This is a genomic window from Kribbella sp. NPDC005582 (genome assembly GCF_040605415.1).
Taxonomy (GTDB): domain Bacteria; phylum Actinomycetota; class Actinomycetes; order Propionibacteriales; family Kribbellaceae; genus Kribbella.
The window spans coordinates 198,125-216,394 of record NZ_JBEXCU010000005.1 but is presented as its reverse complement, the minus strand read 5'-3'; the positions used below and the strand labels follow the sequence as shown (position 1 = coordinate 216,394).

15 protein-coding genes and 1 pseudogene are annotated in these 18,270 nt (G+C 68.7%); 5 read left to right on the top strand and 11 right to left on the bottom strand.

What is annotated here, in order from left to right; genetic code table 11:
• Positions 1-6 precede the first annotated feature (6 nt).
• Positions 7-873, bottom strand: a complete 867-nt coding sequence (locus ABZS29_RS27485) for an ABC transporter permease (protein WP_355465958.1) — start codon at positions 871-873, stop codon at positions 7-9.
• Positions 874-1,766: 893 nt separating this feature from the next.
• Here ABZS29_RS27485 and ABZS29_RS27480 point away from each other — a divergent pair.
• Entirely contained in the window at positions 1,767-2,756 is a 990-nt protein-coding gene (locus tag ABZS29_RS27480) for a helix-turn-helix domain-containing protein (protein WP_355465956.1), read from the top strand.
• A gap of 17 nt (positions 2,757-2,773) precedes the next feature.
• Here ABZS29_RS27480 and ABZS29_RS27475 read toward each other — a convergent pair whose 3' ends face one another.
• Positions 2,774-3,871: an aspartate-semialdehyde dehydrogenase gene (locus ABZS29_RS27475; RefSeq protein WP_355465954.1), complete on the bottom strand. Its 1,098-nt coding sequence runs from the start codon at positions 3,869-3,871 to the stop codon at positions 2,774-2,776.
• Positions 3,872-3,876: 5 nt separating this feature from the next.
• Positions 3,877-5,145: an aspartate kinase gene (locus ABZS29_RS27470; RefSeq protein WP_355465953.1), complete on the bottom strand. Its 1,269-nt coding sequence runs from the start codon at positions 5,143-5,145 to the stop codon at positions 3,877-3,879.
• Between the two features lie 162 nt (positions 5,146-5,307).
• On the opposite strand from ABZS29_RS27470, the gene ABZS29_RS27465 reads away from it, so the two are divergent.
• Both ABZS29_RS27465 and ABZS29_RS27460 read left to right on the top strand, forming a co-directional pair.
• Complete coding sequence (locus ABZS29_RS27465) at positions 5,308-5,634, top strand: metalloregulator ArsR/SmtB family transcription factor (protein ID WP_355465952.1); 327 nt, start codon at positions 5,308-5,310, stop codon at positions 5,632-5,634.
• 71 nt (positions 5,635-5,705) lie between these two features.
• A complete protein-coding gene (locus tag ABZS29_RS27460; RefSeq protein WP_355465951.1) occupies positions 5,706-6,302 on the top strand; it encodes a dihydrofolate reductase family protein in 597 nt (198 codons plus the stop codon).
• Here ABZS29_RS27460 and ABZS29_RS27455 read toward each other — a convergent pair.
• Positions 6,188-7,468: an MFS transporter gene (locus ABZS29_RS27455; RefSeq protein WP_355466611.1), complete on the bottom strand. Its 1,281-nt coding sequence runs from the start codon at positions 7,466-7,468 to the stop codon at positions 6,188-6,190. The genes ABZS29_RS27460 and ABZS29_RS27455 overlap by 115 nt on opposite strands.
• Before the next feature lie 8 nt (positions 7,469-7,476).
• On the opposite strand from ABZS29_RS27455, the gene dinB reads away from it, so the two are divergent.
• On the top strand, positions 7,477-8,676 hold the full coding sequence (dinB, locus tag ABZS29_RS27450) for a DNA polymerase IV (protein ID WP_355465950.1): 1,200 nt from the start codon (positions 7,477-7,479) through the stop codon (positions 8,674-8,676).
• A gap of 12 nt (positions 8,677-8,688) precedes the next feature.
• Here dinB and ABZS29_RS27445 read toward each other — a convergent pair whose 3' ends face one another.
• The 6 genes and pseudogenes from ABZS29_RS27445 to ABZS29_RS27420 all read right to left on the bottom strand — a co-directional run.
• Positions 8,689-9,339, bottom strand: coding sequence for a hypothetical protein (locus tag ABZS29_RS27445; protein ID WP_355465948.1), 651 nt, complete (start codon positions 9,337-9,339; stop codon positions 8,689-8,691).
• A gap of 7 nt (positions 9,340-9,346) precedes the next feature.
• The gene (locus ABZS29_RS27440; protein WP_355465946.1) at positions 9,347-9,991 is read right to left on the bottom strand and encodes a DUF5063 domain-containing protein; all 645 of its coding nucleotides are present in this window, start codon (positions 9,989-9,991) and stop codon (positions 9,347-9,349) included.
• Positions 9,984-10,583 carry a recombination mediator RecR gene (gene recR / locus ABZS29_RS27435; RefSeq protein WP_344148108.1) on the bottom strand — a complete coding sequence of 200 codons (600 nt, stop codon included), beginning with the start codon at positions 10,581-10,583 and terminating at the stop codon, positions 9,984-9,986. The genes ABZS29_RS27440 and recR overlap by 8 nt, the downstream gene beginning before the upstream one ends.
• A gap of 1 nt (position 10,584) precedes the next feature.
• Positions 10,585-11,010 (bottom strand): YbaB/EbfC family nucleoid-associated protein, encoded by a 426-nt coding sequence (locus ABZS29_RS27430; RefSeq protein ID WP_355465944.1) that lies wholly within the window; start codon positions 11,008-11,010, stop codon positions 10,585-10,587.
• A gap of 218 nt (positions 11,011-11,228) precedes the next feature.
• Positions 11,229-11,858 carry a LysE family translocator gene (locus tag ABZS29_RS27425; protein WP_355465942.1) on the bottom strand — a complete coding sequence of 210 codons (630 nt, stop codon included), beginning with the start codon at positions 11,856-11,858 and terminating at the stop codon, positions 11,229-11,231.
• Between the two features lie 1,090 nt (positions 11,859-12,948).
• A pseudogene (locus tag ABZS29_RS27420) lies at positions 12,949-14,946 on the bottom strand (DNA polymerase III subunit gamma and tau); the annotation flags it as partial.
• 87 nt (positions 14,947-15,033) lie between these two features.
• On the opposite strand from ABZS29_RS27420, the gene ABZS29_RS27415 reads away from it, so the two are divergent.
• Positions 15,034-15,849: a nucleotidyltransferase domain-containing protein gene (locus ABZS29_RS27415; RefSeq protein WP_355465940.1), complete on the top strand. Its 816-nt coding sequence runs from the start codon at positions 15,034-15,036 to the stop codon at positions 15,847-15,849.
• A 699-nt stretch (positions 15,850-16,548) separates the two neighbouring features.
• On the opposite strand, the gene ABZS29_RS27410 is transcribed toward ABZS29_RS27415, so the two are convergent.
• Positions 16,549-18,174, bottom strand: coding sequence for a long-chain fatty acid--CoA ligase (locus ABZS29_RS27410; protein ID WP_355465939.1), 1,626 nt, complete (start codon positions 18,172-18,174; stop codon positions 16,549-16,551).
• Positions 18,175-18,270 lie beyond the last annotated feature (96 nt).

Here is an 18,270-nt window from a genome sequence, read left to right as displayed (position 1 = left end):
TCGGCCTCAGAGACGGACAGCGAACTCACGCTCCCTCGACATGAAGAACAGCGAACCGACCACCAACGCGGCCACTGCCCACGCCACAGCGCCGATCCACAGCTCGGTGTCCGGCATCTTGGCGCGGACCAGCAGATCGGTCCAGCCGCCGAGCAGGGAGTAGAGCGGGTTGTACTGGATGAAGTCCTTGAACTTCGCCGGCGCCTTCTCGGCGAACCACAGCACCGGCGACAGGTACAGCCAGATCCGCATCAGGTACGGCAGGAAGCTGGACGTGTCCCGGAAGTACACCTGGATCGCGGCGAAGATCATGCTGATCCCGGCCGCGAACATCGTCAGCAGGATCAGGAACACCGGCGCGAGCAGCATCACCCAGTGCAGCGGCTGCTTGGTGAGCAGGTGGATCGCGGCGTACACCACCATCGTCGGCAGGAAGCGGAAGAACGCTGTCCGCAGTGCCGACAAGGGCAGGAGCAGCCGGGGGAAAGCCATGTTCATCAGCAGCTTGCCGCCACCCACCACACTGCCGGCGCCGGTCGTGACCGCACCCTGGAAGTAGTAGAAGGCGAACAGGCCACCACACATATGCGCGAAGACCGCGCCGGCGTCCTTCTTGGCGCCGGCGCCCGCGATGATGTCGGTGAGCAGGTAGTAGACCCCCGCGAGCAGCAACGGGTTGATGACCAACCAGATCTGCCCGAAGAAGGTGTTGGTGTTGGCCGCGCGGATTCCGCTCCGCGACATCTCTGCCGCGAACACCCGGCGTTCCCAGAGTGCTTTGAAGTATGGGCGCAACGGCGGCAGCCCCGCCTTGTGCGGCTCGTAAACATGCACCGACGGGTTGAATGCCTCGTCGACGCTGGTCGCGTTCATTCAGGCGACGCCTCTCTCTGCCATGAAAGTCCTGTCCACGTTCAGCCGCTGTGTTCGTTTGACCGGGCCACGTAGACCGGGAAGAGAGTAGCGGATCGGCTCCGGCGCCGATGACACAACGGTCCTCCAGTGTGAGCAACGACGTACGCACGGCTACCGACGTCGCGCCCGATCGAACTCCGCCACCGACGCTCCGGCCGACTTCGATCGTTATCCGGAATATACATTTGACGCCACGCTCCAGCCAAAACGCCGGAACACCAGCGAACGAGGTCAAATCCGGGTCAATTCACCGGTGCGGTCCCAGGGGCGCCGACTGGCCGGGGCGAGCCGTGCGGTGGACGCCGTGTCCCCGCTCCCCCGTGGACAGCCTCACTATCCACGGAGCACCGCTCAGCGCCGCCTGGGACCTCACAGTGGATCCGGTGGCCCGGCCGGACTGGGCGGAATCGGGCCGGGCGCACACCGGATCGGCAGGCACGATGACCAGGGCGGCGGTCATCGCACCCAGAGGCCACACAGAAAGGAGATGCTGATCGCATGCGACTCCTCCAACTCATCGGCCTCACGATGGAGATGCACAGTTTGTACACCCTCCAGCACAGCCGGTGATGGCACGGGAGTGCGAGGGCACCGATACGCCGGGATCGAGACCCAACCGAAACGGGCTCCGCTGACGGAACAGCGATCAACCGCCAGAATTGGAACAGCAGCCCGGCGGCGCTCAGGTGGTCCGTCGCCGGGCTGCTGGACCTCAATTCTCGCTCACGACTGCGCGGAAATGGTGGCCGGATGGTGACACGGCACAAGAATGCTGACAGGACAACAATTATCGCTGGCTGCATTCAACAGGACACGGACAGTGCGGATCGCACTGGAAGGGAGGACGGGTCGTGAGCAGCTCGGACACGGAGCGGGCCGATCATTTGCGCGTGCTCGGACTCAGCGACGACGAGATCAAGGTCTACCAGCACCTGCTGCGGACCGGCCCCTCGTCGGTCACCGAGCTGGACGACGGCGTCCCCGACCGCTCGGCAGCGATCGACACCATCCTCGGCGGGCTGGTCCAGGCGGGCCTCGCGCGCCGCTCCGGCTCCGACCACTCGCGGTTCCTGCCGGTGCCTCCGGACGCCGGCCTGGAGGCGATGACACTGCGCCGGGAGTCCGAGCTCAAGCAGGCCCGGATCGAGGTCCTCAACGCGTACGACGAGTTCCGCCGTACCGTGCACAACGAGTCCACCACGCACCTGATCGAGGTGGTCACCGGCAGCGCGATCGTCGAGCGGATCCACCAGATCAAGGGCAGTGCGCAACGCGAGATCCTGGCCATCGACTCCCCGCCGTACTACATCGGCGGCCCGAACCAGGAGGAGATCGACCAGCTCAGCCGCGGGGTCGCCTACCGGGTCGTGTACTCACCGGAGTCGGTCGAGGTGCCCGGCTACCTGACCGAGAACATCCTGCCCTGCGTCGAGGCCGGTGAGCAGGCGCGCGTGCTGCCCGACGTACCGGCGAAGCTGACCATCATCGACGGCTCGATGGCGTTCGTTTCGATGTCGGTGCGCGACACCGACGTGAACCGGTCGCTGCTGATCATCCGGCCGAGCAGCCTGCTCACCGCGCTGATCGGCATGTTCGAGCTGTGCTGGCGCAACGCGCTGCCACTGCACGCCTCGGTCGGCGCCGAGGACGACCGGCTGGAGCCGATCGAGCGCCGGCTGCTCGCCCTGCTCGCAACCGGCGCCGCCGACGACACCATCGCTCGCACCCTCGGGATCAGCCGCCGGACGTTCTTCCGCTACCTGGAGAGGCTGATGAACCGCACCGGCGCCAGCACCCGTTTCCAGCTCGCCCTGCACGCCGCCCGGGAGAACTGGCTGTAGGGGCTACGTCTTTTGATTCAACGCTTCGCCGAGGTGAACTCCTTCGCGACCACCTCGGCGATCTGGGCGGTGTTCAGGGCAGCGCCCTTGCGCAGGTTGTCGCCGCAGACGAACAGCTCCAGCGCGTTCGGGTCGTCGAGCGACTTGCGCACCCGGCCGACCCAGGTCGGGTCCGTACCGACGACATCGGCCGGCGTCGGGAACTCGCCCTCGGCCGGGTTGTCGAACAGCAGCACGCCCGGCGCGTCCCGCAGCACCTCGCGGGCCTCGTCGGCGTCGACCTCGTGCGCGAACCGCGCGTGCACCGACAACGAGTGCGTGGTCACCACCGGCACCCGGACACAGGTCGCGGAGACCTTGAGATCGGGCAGGCCGAGGATCTTGCGGGACTCGTTGCGGACCTTCAGCTCCTCCGAGCTCCAGCCGCCGTCCTTGAGCGATCCGGCCCACGGCACCACGTTCAGCGCCAGCGGCGCCGGGAACGGGCCGAGCCCGTTCCCCACTACCCGCCGTACGTCGCCTGGGGTCTTGCCCAGCTCGCGGTTGCCGGCCACCTTGGTGATCTGGTCGTAGAGGGCGTCAATGCCCTCCTGACCGGCGCCAGAGGCCGCCTGGTACGACGCGACCACCAGCTGCTCGAGCTCGTAGCGGTGGTGCAGTGCGCCCATCGCCACGATCATCGACAGCGTCGTGCAGTTCGGGTTCGAGATGATGCCCTTCGGCCGGTTGCGGGCCGCCTCGGCGTTCACCTCCGGGACCACCAGCGGGACGTCCGGGTCCATCCGGAACGCGCCCGAGTTGTCCACCACGACCGCACCGGCCGCGGCCGCGATCGGCGCCCAGTGCGCCGAGACCTCGTCCGGTACGTCGAACATCGCCACGTCGATCCCGTCGAAGGCGGCCTCGCTGATCGCGACCACCTCGACCTCCTCACCGCGGACCATCAGCCGCTTGCCCGCGGAGCGCTCGGAGGCGATCAGCCGGATCTCACCCCAGACGTTCTGCCGGGTCGAGAGCAGGGTCAGCATCACCGAACCGACGGCGCCGGTCGCCCCGACCACCGCCAGCGACGGCAGGCCGGTCCGGTCCTCGGTCGTGGTCTCCGCAGCGCTCACAGGGGTCACCGTCCAGTTCCTCCGTACACGACAGCCTGGGTGTGCTCGTCGTCCAGGTCGAATGCAGTGTGCGCCGCGGTCACGGCGGCGTCCACCAGGTTCTCGTCGACGACCACCGAGATCCGGATCTCCGAGGTGGAGATCATCTCGATGTTCACGCCGGCGTCCGCGAGCGCGGAGAAGAACTTTGCCGAGACGCCGGGGTGCGACCGCATCCCGACCCCGACCACCGAGACCTTGCCGATCTGGTCGTCGTACAGGAGCTGCTCGTAGCCGACCTCGTCCTTCATCCGGGCCAGCGCGGACATCGCGCGGGAACCGTCGACGCGGGGCAGCGTGAAGGAGATGTCGGTGCGGTTGGTGGCGACCGCGGAGACGTTCTGCACGATCATGTCGATGTTGGTCTCGGCGCCGGCCACGGTCTCGAAGATCCGGGCAGCCTCGCCCGGCTTGTCCGGTACGCCGACCACGGTGATCTTGGCCTCGTTACGGTCCTGGACCACGCCGGAGATGATCGCCTGTTCCATCTGTTCCAGTTCCTTCGCATCGACAACCCAGGTGCCTTCCTTCTGCGAGAAGGAAGAACGCACGTGAACGGGGACGTTGTAGCGCCGCGCGTACTCCACGCAGCGCAGGTGCAGCACCTTCGCGCCGCAGGCGGCCATCTCGAGCATCTCCTCGTAGGAGATCTTCGGGATGTGCTTGGCGGCCGGCACGATCCGCGGATCCGCGGTGAAGATGCCGTCGACGTCGGTGTAGATCTCGCAGTAGTCGGCCTCCAGCGCGGCGGCCAGCGCGACCGCGGTGGTGTCGGAGGCGCCACGGCCCATCGTGGTGACGTCCTTGGTGTCCTGGGCCACGCCCTGGAACCCGGCCACGATCGCGACGTGCCCCTCGGCCAGCGCCTCTTCCAGGCGGCCGGGGGTGATGTCGATGATCCGGGCGTTGCCGTGCGCGGACGTGGTGATCACGCCGGCCTGCGAGCCGGTGAAGCTGCGCGCCTCGTAGCCGAGGTTCGCGATCGCCATCGCCAGCAGCGCGGCCGAGATCCGCTCACCCGAGGTGAGCAGCATGTCGAGCTCGCGCGGCGGCGGCAGCGGGGAGACCTGTTTGGCCAGGTCCATCAGTTCGTCGGTGGTGTCTCCCATGGCCGAGATGACGACGACGACATCGTTCCCGGCCTTCTTGGTAGCGACGATTCGTTGGGCGACGCGCTTGATGCAATCGGCGTCAGCGACCGAAGAACCGCCGTACTTGTGCACGACGCGTCCCACAGCTGTGTCTCCTCAAAACCACTGGTTGCCACTGGTTGCGGTACGCCGTGCGGCACTGCACCAGGCGTAGTCTCTCGGGGCTCATTCTAGCCGTGACCTCGCCGTTGCCTACCGGCTGACCAGACCTCGGGCCACTTGTTCGTATAAGTCATCACTGAAACAATGCCGGACGTGCACGCGTTCGACATCCTCGGCGACCCGGTCCGGCGCCGGATCCTGGAGCTGCTGGCCGACGGCGAACTGCCGGCCGGCAGCGTCGCCGCGACGATCAACGCGGAGTTCGGGATCAGCCAGCCCGCGGTGTCGCAGCATCTCCGCGTGCTGCGCGACAACGGCTTCGCCACCGTCACCGTGGCCGGCACCCGCCGCCTGTACGCCGTCGCCCCCGAACCGCTGCGCGAGATCGACAGCTGGCTGGACCGCTACCGCAAGTTCTGGGACAACCGGCTGGACGCCCTCGAGACCGAGATCCACCGCGGCCGCCGCTGAAGCGCAAGAAAACCGAAACCTTCCGCGCACTGTCTGCATCGAGGATGTAGACGACCAAGGAGGGGGCGCGGATGCGATCCATCATTGCCAACCTGTGCATGTCGGAGGACGGCATCGTGGACCGGCCGGAGCGGTGGCTCCCGGCGCCGGTGCTCGGCAGTGTGATCGACGACCTGACCGCCGGAACCAACACGGTGCTGCTCGGCCGCCGTACCTATGAGCAGTACGCCGGCTCGGTCGCCGGACTCCGTTCGGTGCGCAAGCTCGTACTCGCGTCGACTCCGGTGGCGTACCAGCCGCACAGTGAAGTGCTGAAGGGCGATCCGCGCCGAGTGCTCGCCGCACTCAAGCAGGTGCCCGGTCCGGACCTGCATGTGGTCGGCAGCCTGGGGCTGATCCGCTCACTGCTGCGGTGGCGGCTGCTGGACGATGTGACGCTGCAGATTCACCCCGTTCGGGCTGGACAGGGCACTGTGCTCGACCGTCGCTCGTTCAAGCTGATCTCTTTGTGCGCTGGGCTTTCCGGCACTCTAGAGGCGACCTACAAGGTGCACTACGCGGCGACCGGAGCGCTCTCGAGCGTGGACGCTGCCGGCCGATGGGGTGGCACCCGCAGGACCGCCAGCGTCCCGAGCACTCCGAGGACTGCCATCAAGGCCCACGCGTAGCGGACTCCGAGGCTCTCCACGACCACACCGCCGACGGCGGAACCGGCCGCGGAGCCGATCATCCCGCCGCTGAGCACCCAGCCGAACATCTCGGTCCGGGCAGCGGCCGGGGTGAGCTCGCCGAGCCGCTCGTACAGCGCGCCGACCGTCGGTGCGATCAGGCAGCCGGCCGCGAACAGCGCGATCGCCAGCGCGACCACCGAGGCAGTAGCAAAGAAGCAACCCGCCGTCAGTACGGTGAAGACCAGCATCCGCCGCCAGACGTAAGAGGCACGGCCGCCCGGTAGGGCGCCGCCGACCAGTCCACCGATCAGACTGCCCAGTGCGGCGACCGTCTCCAGGATGCCGGCGATCAGGCGGTTCCCATGCTCGTCCGCGAACGCGACGATGCCGAGCGACATCGCCGCGAACCCCATCACCATGCAGCCGAACGCGAGCACCAACGGCAACCGGTGGCGATGCCACAACAGTTCACGTGCGGTGACTCGCCTGTCCTCGATCGCCTCTCGCGTGGCTGTGGCCTGCTGCTTGAGCCCGAACCACCAGATCGCCGCGGCCGCCAGGATTGCGCAGCTCAGCACGCCGGCCCGCGGGCTGGCGATGCTGACGATCACTGCTCCGAGCATCGGGCCTACGACGAACAGCAGCTCGGTGGCTGACGCGTCGAGGGCGTAGAGCACGCGGAGGCGGCCGCCCTGCACCAACCGCGGCCAGGCGGCTCGGGACGTGGACGCGACGGGGGCGACGCAGAGGCCGGCCAGTGCTGCTGCCACCGGCAGCACCCCGAACCAGCTGTAGGGCAGCAGGGCGGTCACCGCCATCACTGCCGCCCACGCCATCCCGGTGGCGATCACCACGCGGCGTGCTCCCCTTCGGTCGGCCATCCGGGCCCAGACCACGCTGGCGACCGCCGTACCGATGGAGTAGGCGCCGGCGACGACACCGGCCCAGCCGAAGTTGCCGGAGGCGTCCTTGGCCAGGAACGCCAGCGGGACCATCGTCGCCATCACCGGCATCCGGGCCGTCAGCGCCGCGGCCAGCAGCGTCATCACACCGGGGGTTCGCCAGAGGTCGCGGTACGCGGTCAGGTCCATGGGGACGATTCTGTCCTGACAAAGTCGGTCGGCGCGTCGGGATTTCTCCCTATCTTCCCGGCGTGCGAGTATGCGAACATATGTTCGTGGCGGAGGATGCGGCGACGATCCTGCATGCCGACCTCGATGCGTTCTACGCGTCGGTCGAGCAGCGGGACGACCCGCGCCTGCGCGGCCGGCCGGTGATCGTCGGCGCCGGCGTCGTGCTCGCCTGCAGCTACGAGGCCAAGGCGCTCGGCGTCCGGACGGCGATGAACGGCGGCCAGGCGCTGCGCCGCTGCCCGCAGGCGATCGTGGTCGAGCCGCGGATGTCGGCGTACTCGGAGGCCAGCAAGGCCGTCTTCAAGGTCTTCGAGGACACCACGCCACTGGTCGAGGGGCTGTCGATCGACGAGGCGTTCCTGGACGTCGGCGGACTCGGCAAGATCTCCGGTACGCCGGTGGAGATCGCCCGCCGACTGCGGTCCGAAGTGATGCGGCGGGTCGGGCTGCCGATCACGGTCGGGGTGGCGCGGACGAAGTTCCTGGCCAAGGTGGCGAGCGGGATCGCCAAACCGGACGGGCTGCTCGTGGTGCCGCCGTCGTACGAGCTGGAGTTCTTGCATCCGTTGGACGTCTCGCGGTTGTGGGGCGTCGGCGAGGTGACGGCCGAGAAGTTGCGGGCGCGCGGACTGACGAAGGTGGGCGACGTCGCACAACTGCCGGAGGCCGCGCTGGTGGCGATGCTCGGGCGAGCGTCGGGGCGACACCTGCATGCCCTTGCCCACAACCGCGATCCGCGTCCGATCGAGGTGGGGCGGCGTCGACGGTCGATCGGCTCGCAACGGGCGCTGGGCCGCTCTCCCAAGTCACCGGCCACCCTCGACGCGATCCTGGCCGGGCTCGTCGATCGGGTCACGCGCCGGATGCGATCGGCCGGGCGCTGCGGGCGCACCGTCACACTGCGGCTCCGCTTCGACGACTTCACTCGCGCCACCCGGTCCCATACGTTGCCTCAAGCAACAGATCAGACGCGGGCCGTACTGGTCACCGCGCGTGCCCTGTTCAGCGCCTCCCAGCCGATGATCAAGGCTCAGGGCCTGACCATGATCGGCATCTCGGTCGGCAACCTGGAGAACGAGGCCGCCCAGCAACTCGCACTGCCCTTCGACAAAGCCGCCAACGACGAACTCGACACGACGCTGGACCAGGTCAAGGACAAGTTCGGCGCGAACGCGATCACCCGCGGCGTCCTGCTGGGCCGCGACCAAGGCTTCACCATGCCGATGCTCCCCGACTGAGCCGCCCCTCGATCAGGAGCGCGGGTAGCCGATCTCCGCGATGCCCTCGGCGAGATCGGGCAGCCGGCGTTCGGGATTGAGCGAGGTGACGACGTACTCGGTCAGCGGCATCAGCGCGTAGATGTGACGGATCGGCTCGAGGTCGAGCTCGACCTCGTGGTAGTCCTCGGCGAAGGACAGGAACGCCTCCGGCCGGCCGTCGGCCAGCAGCTCGAACAGGTGCTCCGCGCCGTCTCGATCGGCCGCGACCGGCCCGGCCTGCCAGGCGTCGTCCGCGACCGTGCGCCAGAAGCAGACGGTCGCCCGCGGTACGCCGTCATCCGCGAAGGCCGGCTCGTCGCGCGCCGCGTGGAACACCTCGGGAACGCCATCGAGCAACCCCGGCCAGAGCGTGCCGTCCCGGACCCACGGCGACATCGGCGACTCGTGGTCGAACCCGTAGGCGAAGGCGCCGTCCGGCGAGAAGACGATCGAGTACTCGTTCCCCGACCCGTCGCGCATCAACGCGGCCTCTTCGGTCTCCGACCAGCGCGCATCGAAGGCGAAGAACGGCAGGATGTCGTCACTGCCGTCCAGCACGAGATCGAGGACGGCGAGCGCGCGGCTGATCCGGCGGACCGCACCGAGGTCGGGCAGTCGCCGGATCACTTCATGAACGGACATCGACGCCCTAGCGGCGCTGGACGGCTTCCTCGGCGACCTCGACCAGCTCGCGGTCGGTGGCCTCGGTCTCCGGGTCGTAGGCCGGCTCCAGCCGGTCGTGCGCGATCAGCGACTGAATCGCCCGCAGTACGGCGCTGGCGGCCGCACCCCAGGTGGAGACGTACGAGAACTGCCACCACCACAGCGCCTCGACGATCCGGCCCTCTTCGTAGTGCGCCAGGCCGTGCACGAGGTCGGTCGCGATCGCGGTCAGGTCGTCGGAGAGCCGGTTGACGGTGATCTCCGGCGGAGCGGCGTACGGGTCGAAGACCTCGGCGTACTCGTCGAGGCCCTCGAAGAGCGCCGCCAGCCGGTCCCGCATCGCGTCGAGATCCGGATCCGGGCCCGCGTCGGACTCGAAGCGCTCCTCCGGCACGAAGTCCTCGAACGCACCCAGCCGGCCGCCGGCCAGGAGCAGCTGGCTCACCTCGAGCAACAGGTACGGCAGCGAGGCAAGCCCCTCGTCCACACCGTCCTCGTCCGGTTGCGCGGCGATGTCGCGCACCGAGATCAGGAAGCTCTGCACCTGGTCGGCGATCTGCTCCGCGAACTCGGTCAGGTCGTCCGAGCCGATGCTCAGCGTGCGCTCTGCCATATCGGTTGATTCAGTCATCGATCGATCGTCGCCCTTCAAACGCCCGTCCGAGTGTGACCTCGTCGGCGTACTCGAGGTCACCGCCTACTGGAAGTCCACTAGCCAATCGGGTCACGCGCAAGCCCATGGGCCGCAGCAACCGGCTCAGGTACGTCGCCGTCGCCTCGCCCTCGAGGTTCGGATCGGTGGCCAGGATGATCTCCATCACCTCTCCACCGGCCAGCCGCTGGAGCAGCTCCTTGATCCGCAGCTCGTCCGGCCCGATCCCCTCGATCGGCGAGATCGCGCCGCCGAGCACGTGGTACCGGCCGCGGAACTCGCGGGTCCGCTCGATCGCGACCACGTCCTTGGCCTCTTCGACCACGCAGATCAGGCTCAGGTCGCGGCGCGGGTCACGGCAGATCCGGCACTGCGGCTCCTCCGCGACATTGCCGCAGATCTCGCAGAACTTGACCTTCTCCTTCACCTGCACCAGCACGTGCGCCAGCCGCCGTACGTCGGTCTCGTCGGAGGCCAGCAGGTGGAACGCGATCCGCTGCGCCGACTTCGGACCGACCCCCGGCAACCGGCCGAGCTCGTCGATGAGGTCCTGAACGGCCCCCTCGTACACGTCAGGCCGGGTTCTGCCCGGGCGGACCGGACGGGTTGCTGAAGCCGATGCTGCCACCGGGGAGCTGCGGGCCGGCTCCGTCACCAGGCACCGCGTCGCCACCGAATCCAGGCAGGCCACCGGCCAGCGGGCCCATCGCCTGCGCGGCGGCGGCCTTCGCGTTCTCCGAGGCGTCCCGGACCGCGGCGACGACCAGATCGGCCAGCGTCTCGGTGTCGTCGGGGTCGACGGCTTCCTTCTTGATGTCCAGCCGAAGCAGCTCACCCGTGCCCGAGACCACAGCGCTCACCAGGCCGCCACCGGCCGAACCCTCGACCTCCTGGGTCTCCAGGTCGGCCTGCGCCTTCATCAGCTGGTCCTGCATGGCCTGAGCCTGCGCAAGCAGGTTGGACATGTCGAAACCACCAGCACCGCCACCGTCGAACACGCGATCTCCTCGTCGAGCCGCCACCTGAATTCCCACCAACCCTAGCCGGTCGGTCGGACAACGCTTCGATCCCGCCTTGATCGCACCCCGGCCACCTGGAAACCGACCAGTCTCCCCAAGTTTTCCACAGGGCTGTGGAGATCTGTGTCCACAGCCCTGTGAAAGGTGTGAAAACCCGCGCGGTTTATCCACAGTGGCCGTGCACAACCGGTGGATAGCTAGCGTTGAAGGGCGAGCCGGGCGCCCAGGCCGATGAACAGTCCGCCGGTCGTGGCGTCGAGCCGCCGCCGTGCCCGCTCCCTCGTCCGCAGCCAGCCGCCGATTCTCCCGGCGGCGATTCCGACCGCGCCGTCCACCAAGAACTCGAGCGCGACGAGCACTACCCCGAGGATCGCGAACTGCATCCACAGGGCACCACGCTGCGGGTCGACGAACTGCGGCAGGAACGCCAGCGTGAACGTCACCATCTTCGGATTGACCAGGTTGGTCAGCAGCCCCATCGAGTACGCACGCCGGCCGGAAACCCCGGCCCGCTCCGTACTCTCCTCGAGACTTCGGCCGCGCTTGCGGATCAGCTGGATCCCCATGAAGACCAGATAGGCGCCCCCCAGGATCCGCGTCACCGTGAAGGCCGCCGGCACCGCAGCGAACAACGCGACCAGCCCAGCCGCCGCCAACGCGACGTGAATGACCTCGCTGGTGGCGACTCCCGCCGTGGCCAGCACCCCGGCCCGGGCCCCGCCGCGGATCCCACAACCCAGCACGAACAACATGTCCGGCCCCGGGACCACCATCGCCAGCAGCGTCGTCAGAACGAACGCAACAAAGACCTGCTCGTTGATAGGCACCCTTCGATGCTCACACGACGAGGTGTCTGCGTCACCTGGTTCCGCGTCACCTGGTCCCGCGTCACCTGGTTCCGTTGGTCTCTTCGAGGATGATCTCGGCCCCGAGCGTGTCCCGCAGGAGGTCCGTGTGCGACCGCGAGTCTTCCTCGAGCACCACGTCGTCCTCGCCGATCGCGTCGGCTTCTTCCTCCGGCGTCAGTGCCTTCGCCTCGGCAACCGGTGCCGCCGCGCTACGCCGAGCGAGCTCGGCCGCGACCGCAGCCTCGGCCGCTCGCCGCTTGTTGGAGGCCTGCTGCTTGCGATCACCCTCGGCCGGTGCCTGGGTCGCTGCCGCCTGTGCCGGTGGTGTTGGCGCTGACGTGCGTCCTGGTGCCGACGTGCTCTGCTCCCACGCCTCCGGCTCCGGTACGTCGTACTCCGGATCCGGCGGCGGCTCCTGCAGCGCTACAGCGCCTGCGTCGTCACCCCAACCACCCGTACGAGCCCCACCCGGAACGCCGCTCCGCACAGCTGCCCCAACCGGGCTGCCCGCGCGTGAACCGCCAGCGCCGACCGACGCACCCGGCCCGGACGCGTCGCCGCCTGCGGCTCCACCGCCCACCCCAGCCGCGCTACCGCCCGCTCCAGCGCTCGCCCCAGTCGCGCTACCGCCCGCCGATCCCGCGCTCGCCCCAGCAGCGCTACCGCCCGCCGCTCCAGCGCCTACTCCAGCCGGGTTGCCACCAACCCCAGCACCGGACCCAGCCTGGCTACCGGCACCCGCTCCGACCCCCGTCGGACTACCGCCGGCACCAGCCACACCGGCCGGGCTACCGTCACCACCGGCGGCTCCACCACTCGTGCCAACCGGGCTGCCGCCACCGACCGCTCCAGCCGGGTTCCCACTGGCGAAGCCACTTGCGCTAGCCGAGTCTTCGCCACCGCCCGAGGCGCCAACTCCCCCGGCCCCAGCCGGGTTGCCGGCACCACCGAAGCCACCACCGGCGCCAGCCGGGTTACCACTCACTGGGGAACCACCCGGCGCACTCGCCCCGCCCTGCGGTCCACCGGCTCGCGGCGCAGCACCTCCGCCACCCGTCGCCCCAGGATCAGCAGACGGATCAACCACAGCCTCGATCCGCCGGTTCAGACCGATCGTGTCGATCATGGCCTGCCGCAGAATCTCGTCACTCCCGGACCGCGCAAAACTCTCCCGCGCCCCCGCGTTCACCATTCCCAGCGTCAACGTCTGGTCATCCACCGCAATAACCTGCGAGTTCTGACTCAGCATGATCCAAGCGAACCGCCGCTTCGCCTTCACAGCATCCAGAACCTGCGGCCACAACCGCCGAACATCCGCCAGCCCCACAGCCCCCACCGAAGGCGACCCCACCGGCGCACTAGCCCCCGCCGACTGCTGCCCGGACGCAGGCTGCTGCACCGGCTGCGCGACCGACGACTGCTGACTCGGCGCCGCCGACCGCTGCGCGGAGGCCGCCGGCTCATCACCCCAAGCCCCCTGCCGCCCCCCAGCAACACCCGCCGCGCTCCCAACTCCAGCCGGCGCCGCCACACTGCTCCCGGCAGCCGCCTGACCGTGTTCAGCACCACCCGCCGAACCGTCGGCAGCACCCGCACTACCCGACCCACCCGGACCCGCGCCCGGCACGCTCGCGCCGCCCGGCGCACCCGCGCCAGTCCCGGCACCTACCGAACCCTGCTCACTCCCACTTAACGATCCGGCGGCCGCGGCGGAAGGTGGCACCACGCCACCCGCCGCATCACCCCCGCCCGAGCCACCGTCACCCGCATCAGCGCCCGCCGTACCGGCCTCGCTGGCCCCACCGGCGGCGGCACGCGCCGCGGCTCGGCTGGAGGCCGCGTCGGGCGCGGGACCGGAAGCCACCAAAGACCCGCCAGCGTCCGCCGCCACGGGGATGCCCATCGACATCCGGCGCTCCATCCGGTCCAAGCGCGCCTGGATACCGTTCGTGGAATCGTCCGCACCCGGCAGCAGCACCTTCGCGCAGATCAGCTCAAGCTGCAGCCGCGGCGCGGTCGCACCACGCATCTCCAACAGCCCAGCCGCGACGATGTCCGCAGCCCGGGTCAGCTCAGCAGCACCGATCCCAGCGGCCTGCGTCTGCAGCCGCTCACCCTGATCCTCGGCCGCCTCGATCAGCCCGGACACCACCGCATTCGGCACCGCCGACAGCACCACGAGATCCCGCAGCCGCCGCAGCAGATCCTCGGCGAACCGCTTCGGGTCCTGCCCGGTCTCGATCACCTTCTCGACCGTCTCGAACACAGCCTTGCTGTCATGCGCGGCAAACCCGTCTACACACGCATCCAGCAACGAGTCCGGCGTGAACCCGAGCAGCGCAACCGCCAGCTCATACGTCACCCCAGCCGGCCCCGCACCACCGATCAACTGGTCGAGCACACTCAGCGAGTCACGCACCGACCCCGCACCAGCGCGCACCACCAACGGCAGCGCAGCAGGCTCGATCGCAACACCTTCCGCCTCGCACAGCGTCGCCATGTAATCGCCGAGCGCCTTCGGCGGCACCAGCCGGAACGGATAGTGGTGCGTCCGGGACCGGATCGTCCCGATCACCTTGTCTGGCTCAGTGGTGGCGAAGATGAACTTGAGGTGCGGCGGCGGCTCCTCGACCAGCTTCAGCAGGGCGTTGAAGCCCTGCGTGGTCACCATGTGCGCCTCGTCGATGATGTAGATCTTGTAGCGGCTCTCGACCGGCGCGAAGAACGCCCGCTCGCGCAGGTCCCGCGCGTCGTCGACACCACCGTGCGACGCGGCGTCGATCTCGATCACGTCGATACTGCCCGGACCGCCGCGGGCCAGGTCGGTACAGGACTTGCAGACCCCGCATGGCTCGGCGATCGGGCCCTTCTCGCAGTTGATCGCACGGGCCAGGATCCGGGCGCTGGTGGTCTTGCCGCAGCCGCGCGGCCCGGAGAACAGATAGGCGTGGTTGACCCGGTTGTTGCTCAGCGCGTTCCGCAGTGGCGCCGTGACGTGATCCTGGCCGATGACCTCGGCGAACGTCTCCGGGCGATACCGTCGGTACAACGCAAGGGGTGCTTCCACGCCGCAACCCTAGCGCCGCCCGCCGACAAAACCACCGTCGCCCGGATCGGATCCGCGCGCCGGTCCCGGCCCGCCTAGGGTGGGCTGATGGGCTCCGGTGACGAGCGGTACGACGTGATCATCCAGCGCGCCCGCGAGCGCCTCCCGGCCGACGACCGAGTGCTGGCCGTCTACCTGATCGGCAGCTACGCGACGGGCGCCGAGGACCGGTTCAGCGATCTCGACCTGCATCTGGTGGTCACCGACGAGAGCATCGACTGGTTCGAACAGCACTGGGCCGACCTCCTGCGAGACCTCGCCGGCCCGACCGTCTTCTGCGACCGCCTCCTCCACCTCGCCGGTGGACTCGGCATCACGCCGGACTGGCTCCACATCGACCTGATCGCGCATTCGCTCACCTCCTTCGATCGCTTCCAGTACGACGGCGTCCGGGTACTGTTCGACCGCGACGGCACCCTGTTCCCGGACGGCGACCAGCCGGCCGAGCACGGTCGCCCGGGGACGCCGTACTGGCCCGAGCGGGTCATCCCGATGTTCGTCTATTTCCTCGGCAACCTCGTGACCGTCCTCGGTCGCGACGAACGCATCGCCGCCGGCCAGGGCGTTGGAGTCGTCCGCGACCAGCTGATCCAGCTCATGCTCGCCGAGCGCGGAGTACGCCGTACCGGTGGCGCCAAACGCCTCAACGCCCTGCTCTCCGCCGAACAACGCGCCACCCTGGAGGCAATCCCGCCGGCCGGCTCCGACCCGGCCGACCTCATCGCCGCCAACCAGTACATCTGCCGCGAAATGCTCCGCCGCGGCCAAGCCCTCGCCGATCAGACCGGCGAGCCTTGGCCCGCAGAGTTCATCGATGCCACCCTGGCCCATCTCCACCGCCACCTCGGCATCACCTTCGACTGAAATCGCCGCACCTGCCGATGTCCTGCTGCTCGTTAGTCGGTACTTTTTCGGCGCCTGGACCCGAAAATGTTCCGACGAAAGCATCCCTTACCCCAGCCGCAGCCCGTCACCCTCTGGCACGGTGAAGCTGGTCGCGGCCCTGCAAGGCAGCTCAACCACGGCGTGGAGCGGCCTGAGATTTCAGTCGGCCACCCTTGCTCCTGCCGCCGCCGTCGACCGCGGCTCCGGTCGGCGGGTCGAGTCGAGGCGGCGGGCCAGAACGACTCGGCCGGGCGCGTCGACTGGGCCGAGCACGGCGCCGGTCGACTATGCGGCGTGACTGGTCGCCACAGCTGCTGAGGGAGACGGCGCTGCCGGCTCCGGCAGCCTCACGTGTCTCGGGCTGACCGGCTTTGCGGCTTCACCCGGTCCAGGCGGCGCTGAACGGTCGACGCCGCGTACGACGGCGGCCCGGCTGACGGCCGACTCCGAGGATGCGCTCTCCGCCCACGCGAGGCGCCCATCGTCGTCGTGGATGTGCCTTCAAACCCATGGCCGGATCCCCGGTTGCGCTAGTCGATTCGTCTTCGCCGATCGCGCCCAGAAGTTGCCGACTAGCGCCGACCACCCGTCGCCTGCGGCTACTGGTGGGGATGGGCCGGACGGGCGCCGCCAAGTGAGGGCTCCTGCCGGCGGGGCTCCTCCTGCGGGAGGTGAGAGTTACTCCAGGTGGTAGTTGGCGAACCGGGTGCGGAGGTCCTTCTTGGAGAACTTCCCGACCGAGGTCTTCGGGACCTCCTCGATGAACTCGACCGCGTCCGGCAGCCACCACTTGGCCACCTGCGGGCGGAGGTAGTCGAGGATCTCGTCGCCGGTGACCGTGGCGCCTTCTTGGAGGACGACGCAGGCCAGCGGCCGCTCGTCCCACTTCGGGTGCGGGACGCCGATGACGGCGGCTTCCTTGACGTCGGGATGCGCCATCAGCAGGTTCTCCAACTCGACGGAGCTGATCCACTCGCCACCGGACTTCACCAGGTCCTTGGTCCGGTCGACCAGCCGCACCGACCCGAACTGGTCGATCGCCGCCACATCGCCGGTCTTCATCCAGCCGTCCTCCGTGCACAGCTGGACGCCGGCGTCGGGGCGGTAGTACTCAGCCGCGATCCAGGGCCCGCGGACCTGGAGCTCACCGGTGGCTTCGTCGTTCCAGGGCAGCGGCGTGATCGAACCGGGCTCGACGATCCGCACCTCGACGCCTGGTAGCGGAAGTCCTTGCCTGGCACGCAGGTGGGCCTGCTCCTCCTCGGGCAGATCCGCATAGCGCGGCGGCACGTGGGAGGCGGTCGCGACCGGACTGGTCTCCGTCATCCCCCAGGCCTGCAGGATCGGCTTGCCCAGCTTGGCCCGGAACGCTTCCGACAGCGCCAGCGGCACGGCCGAACCGCCACACGGGATCCGCCGCAGCTTGGGCAGCTCGACCCCGTCCAGCAACGGCAACAAGCCCTGCCAGATGGTCGGGACGCCGGCCGCCAGCGTGACCTCCTGCTCTTGCAGCAGCTTGAGAATCCCCGCCGGACTCATGTCCGGTCCGGGGAAGACCAGACTCGCGCCGGCCATCGGCGCCGCATGGGCGAGGCCCCAGGCGTTCGCATGGAACATCGGCACGACCGGCATCACGGCGTCCGTCTCGGTCAGACCGATCGCCGAGTTCGTCAGGACGCCGATCGAGTGCAGCCACGTGGACCGATGCGAATAGACGACACCCTTCGGATTCCCCGTCGTACCGCTCGTGTAGCACATGGCGGCCGCCTGATTCTCGTCCTCGACGTGGAACTCGACCGGCTCAGCGGCGGCCAGCAGCTCCTCGTAGTCGTGGAACCGCGGGTCGTCCGGCACCTCGACACCAGGCGCACCAGCCGGCAGATCGTCCATCACGACGACATGTCTGACCAACGGCAGCCGGTCGAGCAACGGAAGGAACAGCCCCAGCAGCGAGCGATCGACGAAAACGACCTCGTCCTCGGCGTGATTAGCGATGTAGACGATCTGATCGGGGAAGAGTCTGATGTTGAGCGTGTGCAGCACGCGCCCACTGCAGGGCGCGGCGAAGTACAGCTCGAGGTGGCGGCCGGAATTCCACGCGAACGTCCCGACACGACCGTCCGCGGTGATCCCGAGTGTGTCCAGGACGCCGCCCAGGCGTCTGGTGCGCGCGGCCCACTCGCCGTACGTCATGGTCGTCGGCGCCGGCCCGCCGGTGTGCACGATCCGGTCCGGGTAGAACTGCTCGGCCCGGCGAAAAATGGTGTCCAGGGACAGCTGGTAGTCCTGCATCAGACCCTTCATGAAGCCACTGTGCCAGTCCTGATGTCGCCTTGACCATGACCTCAGCAGGACTTTCTCCGGCACTCTTCAGGCACTCTTCGCGCGCCGCGATAGATG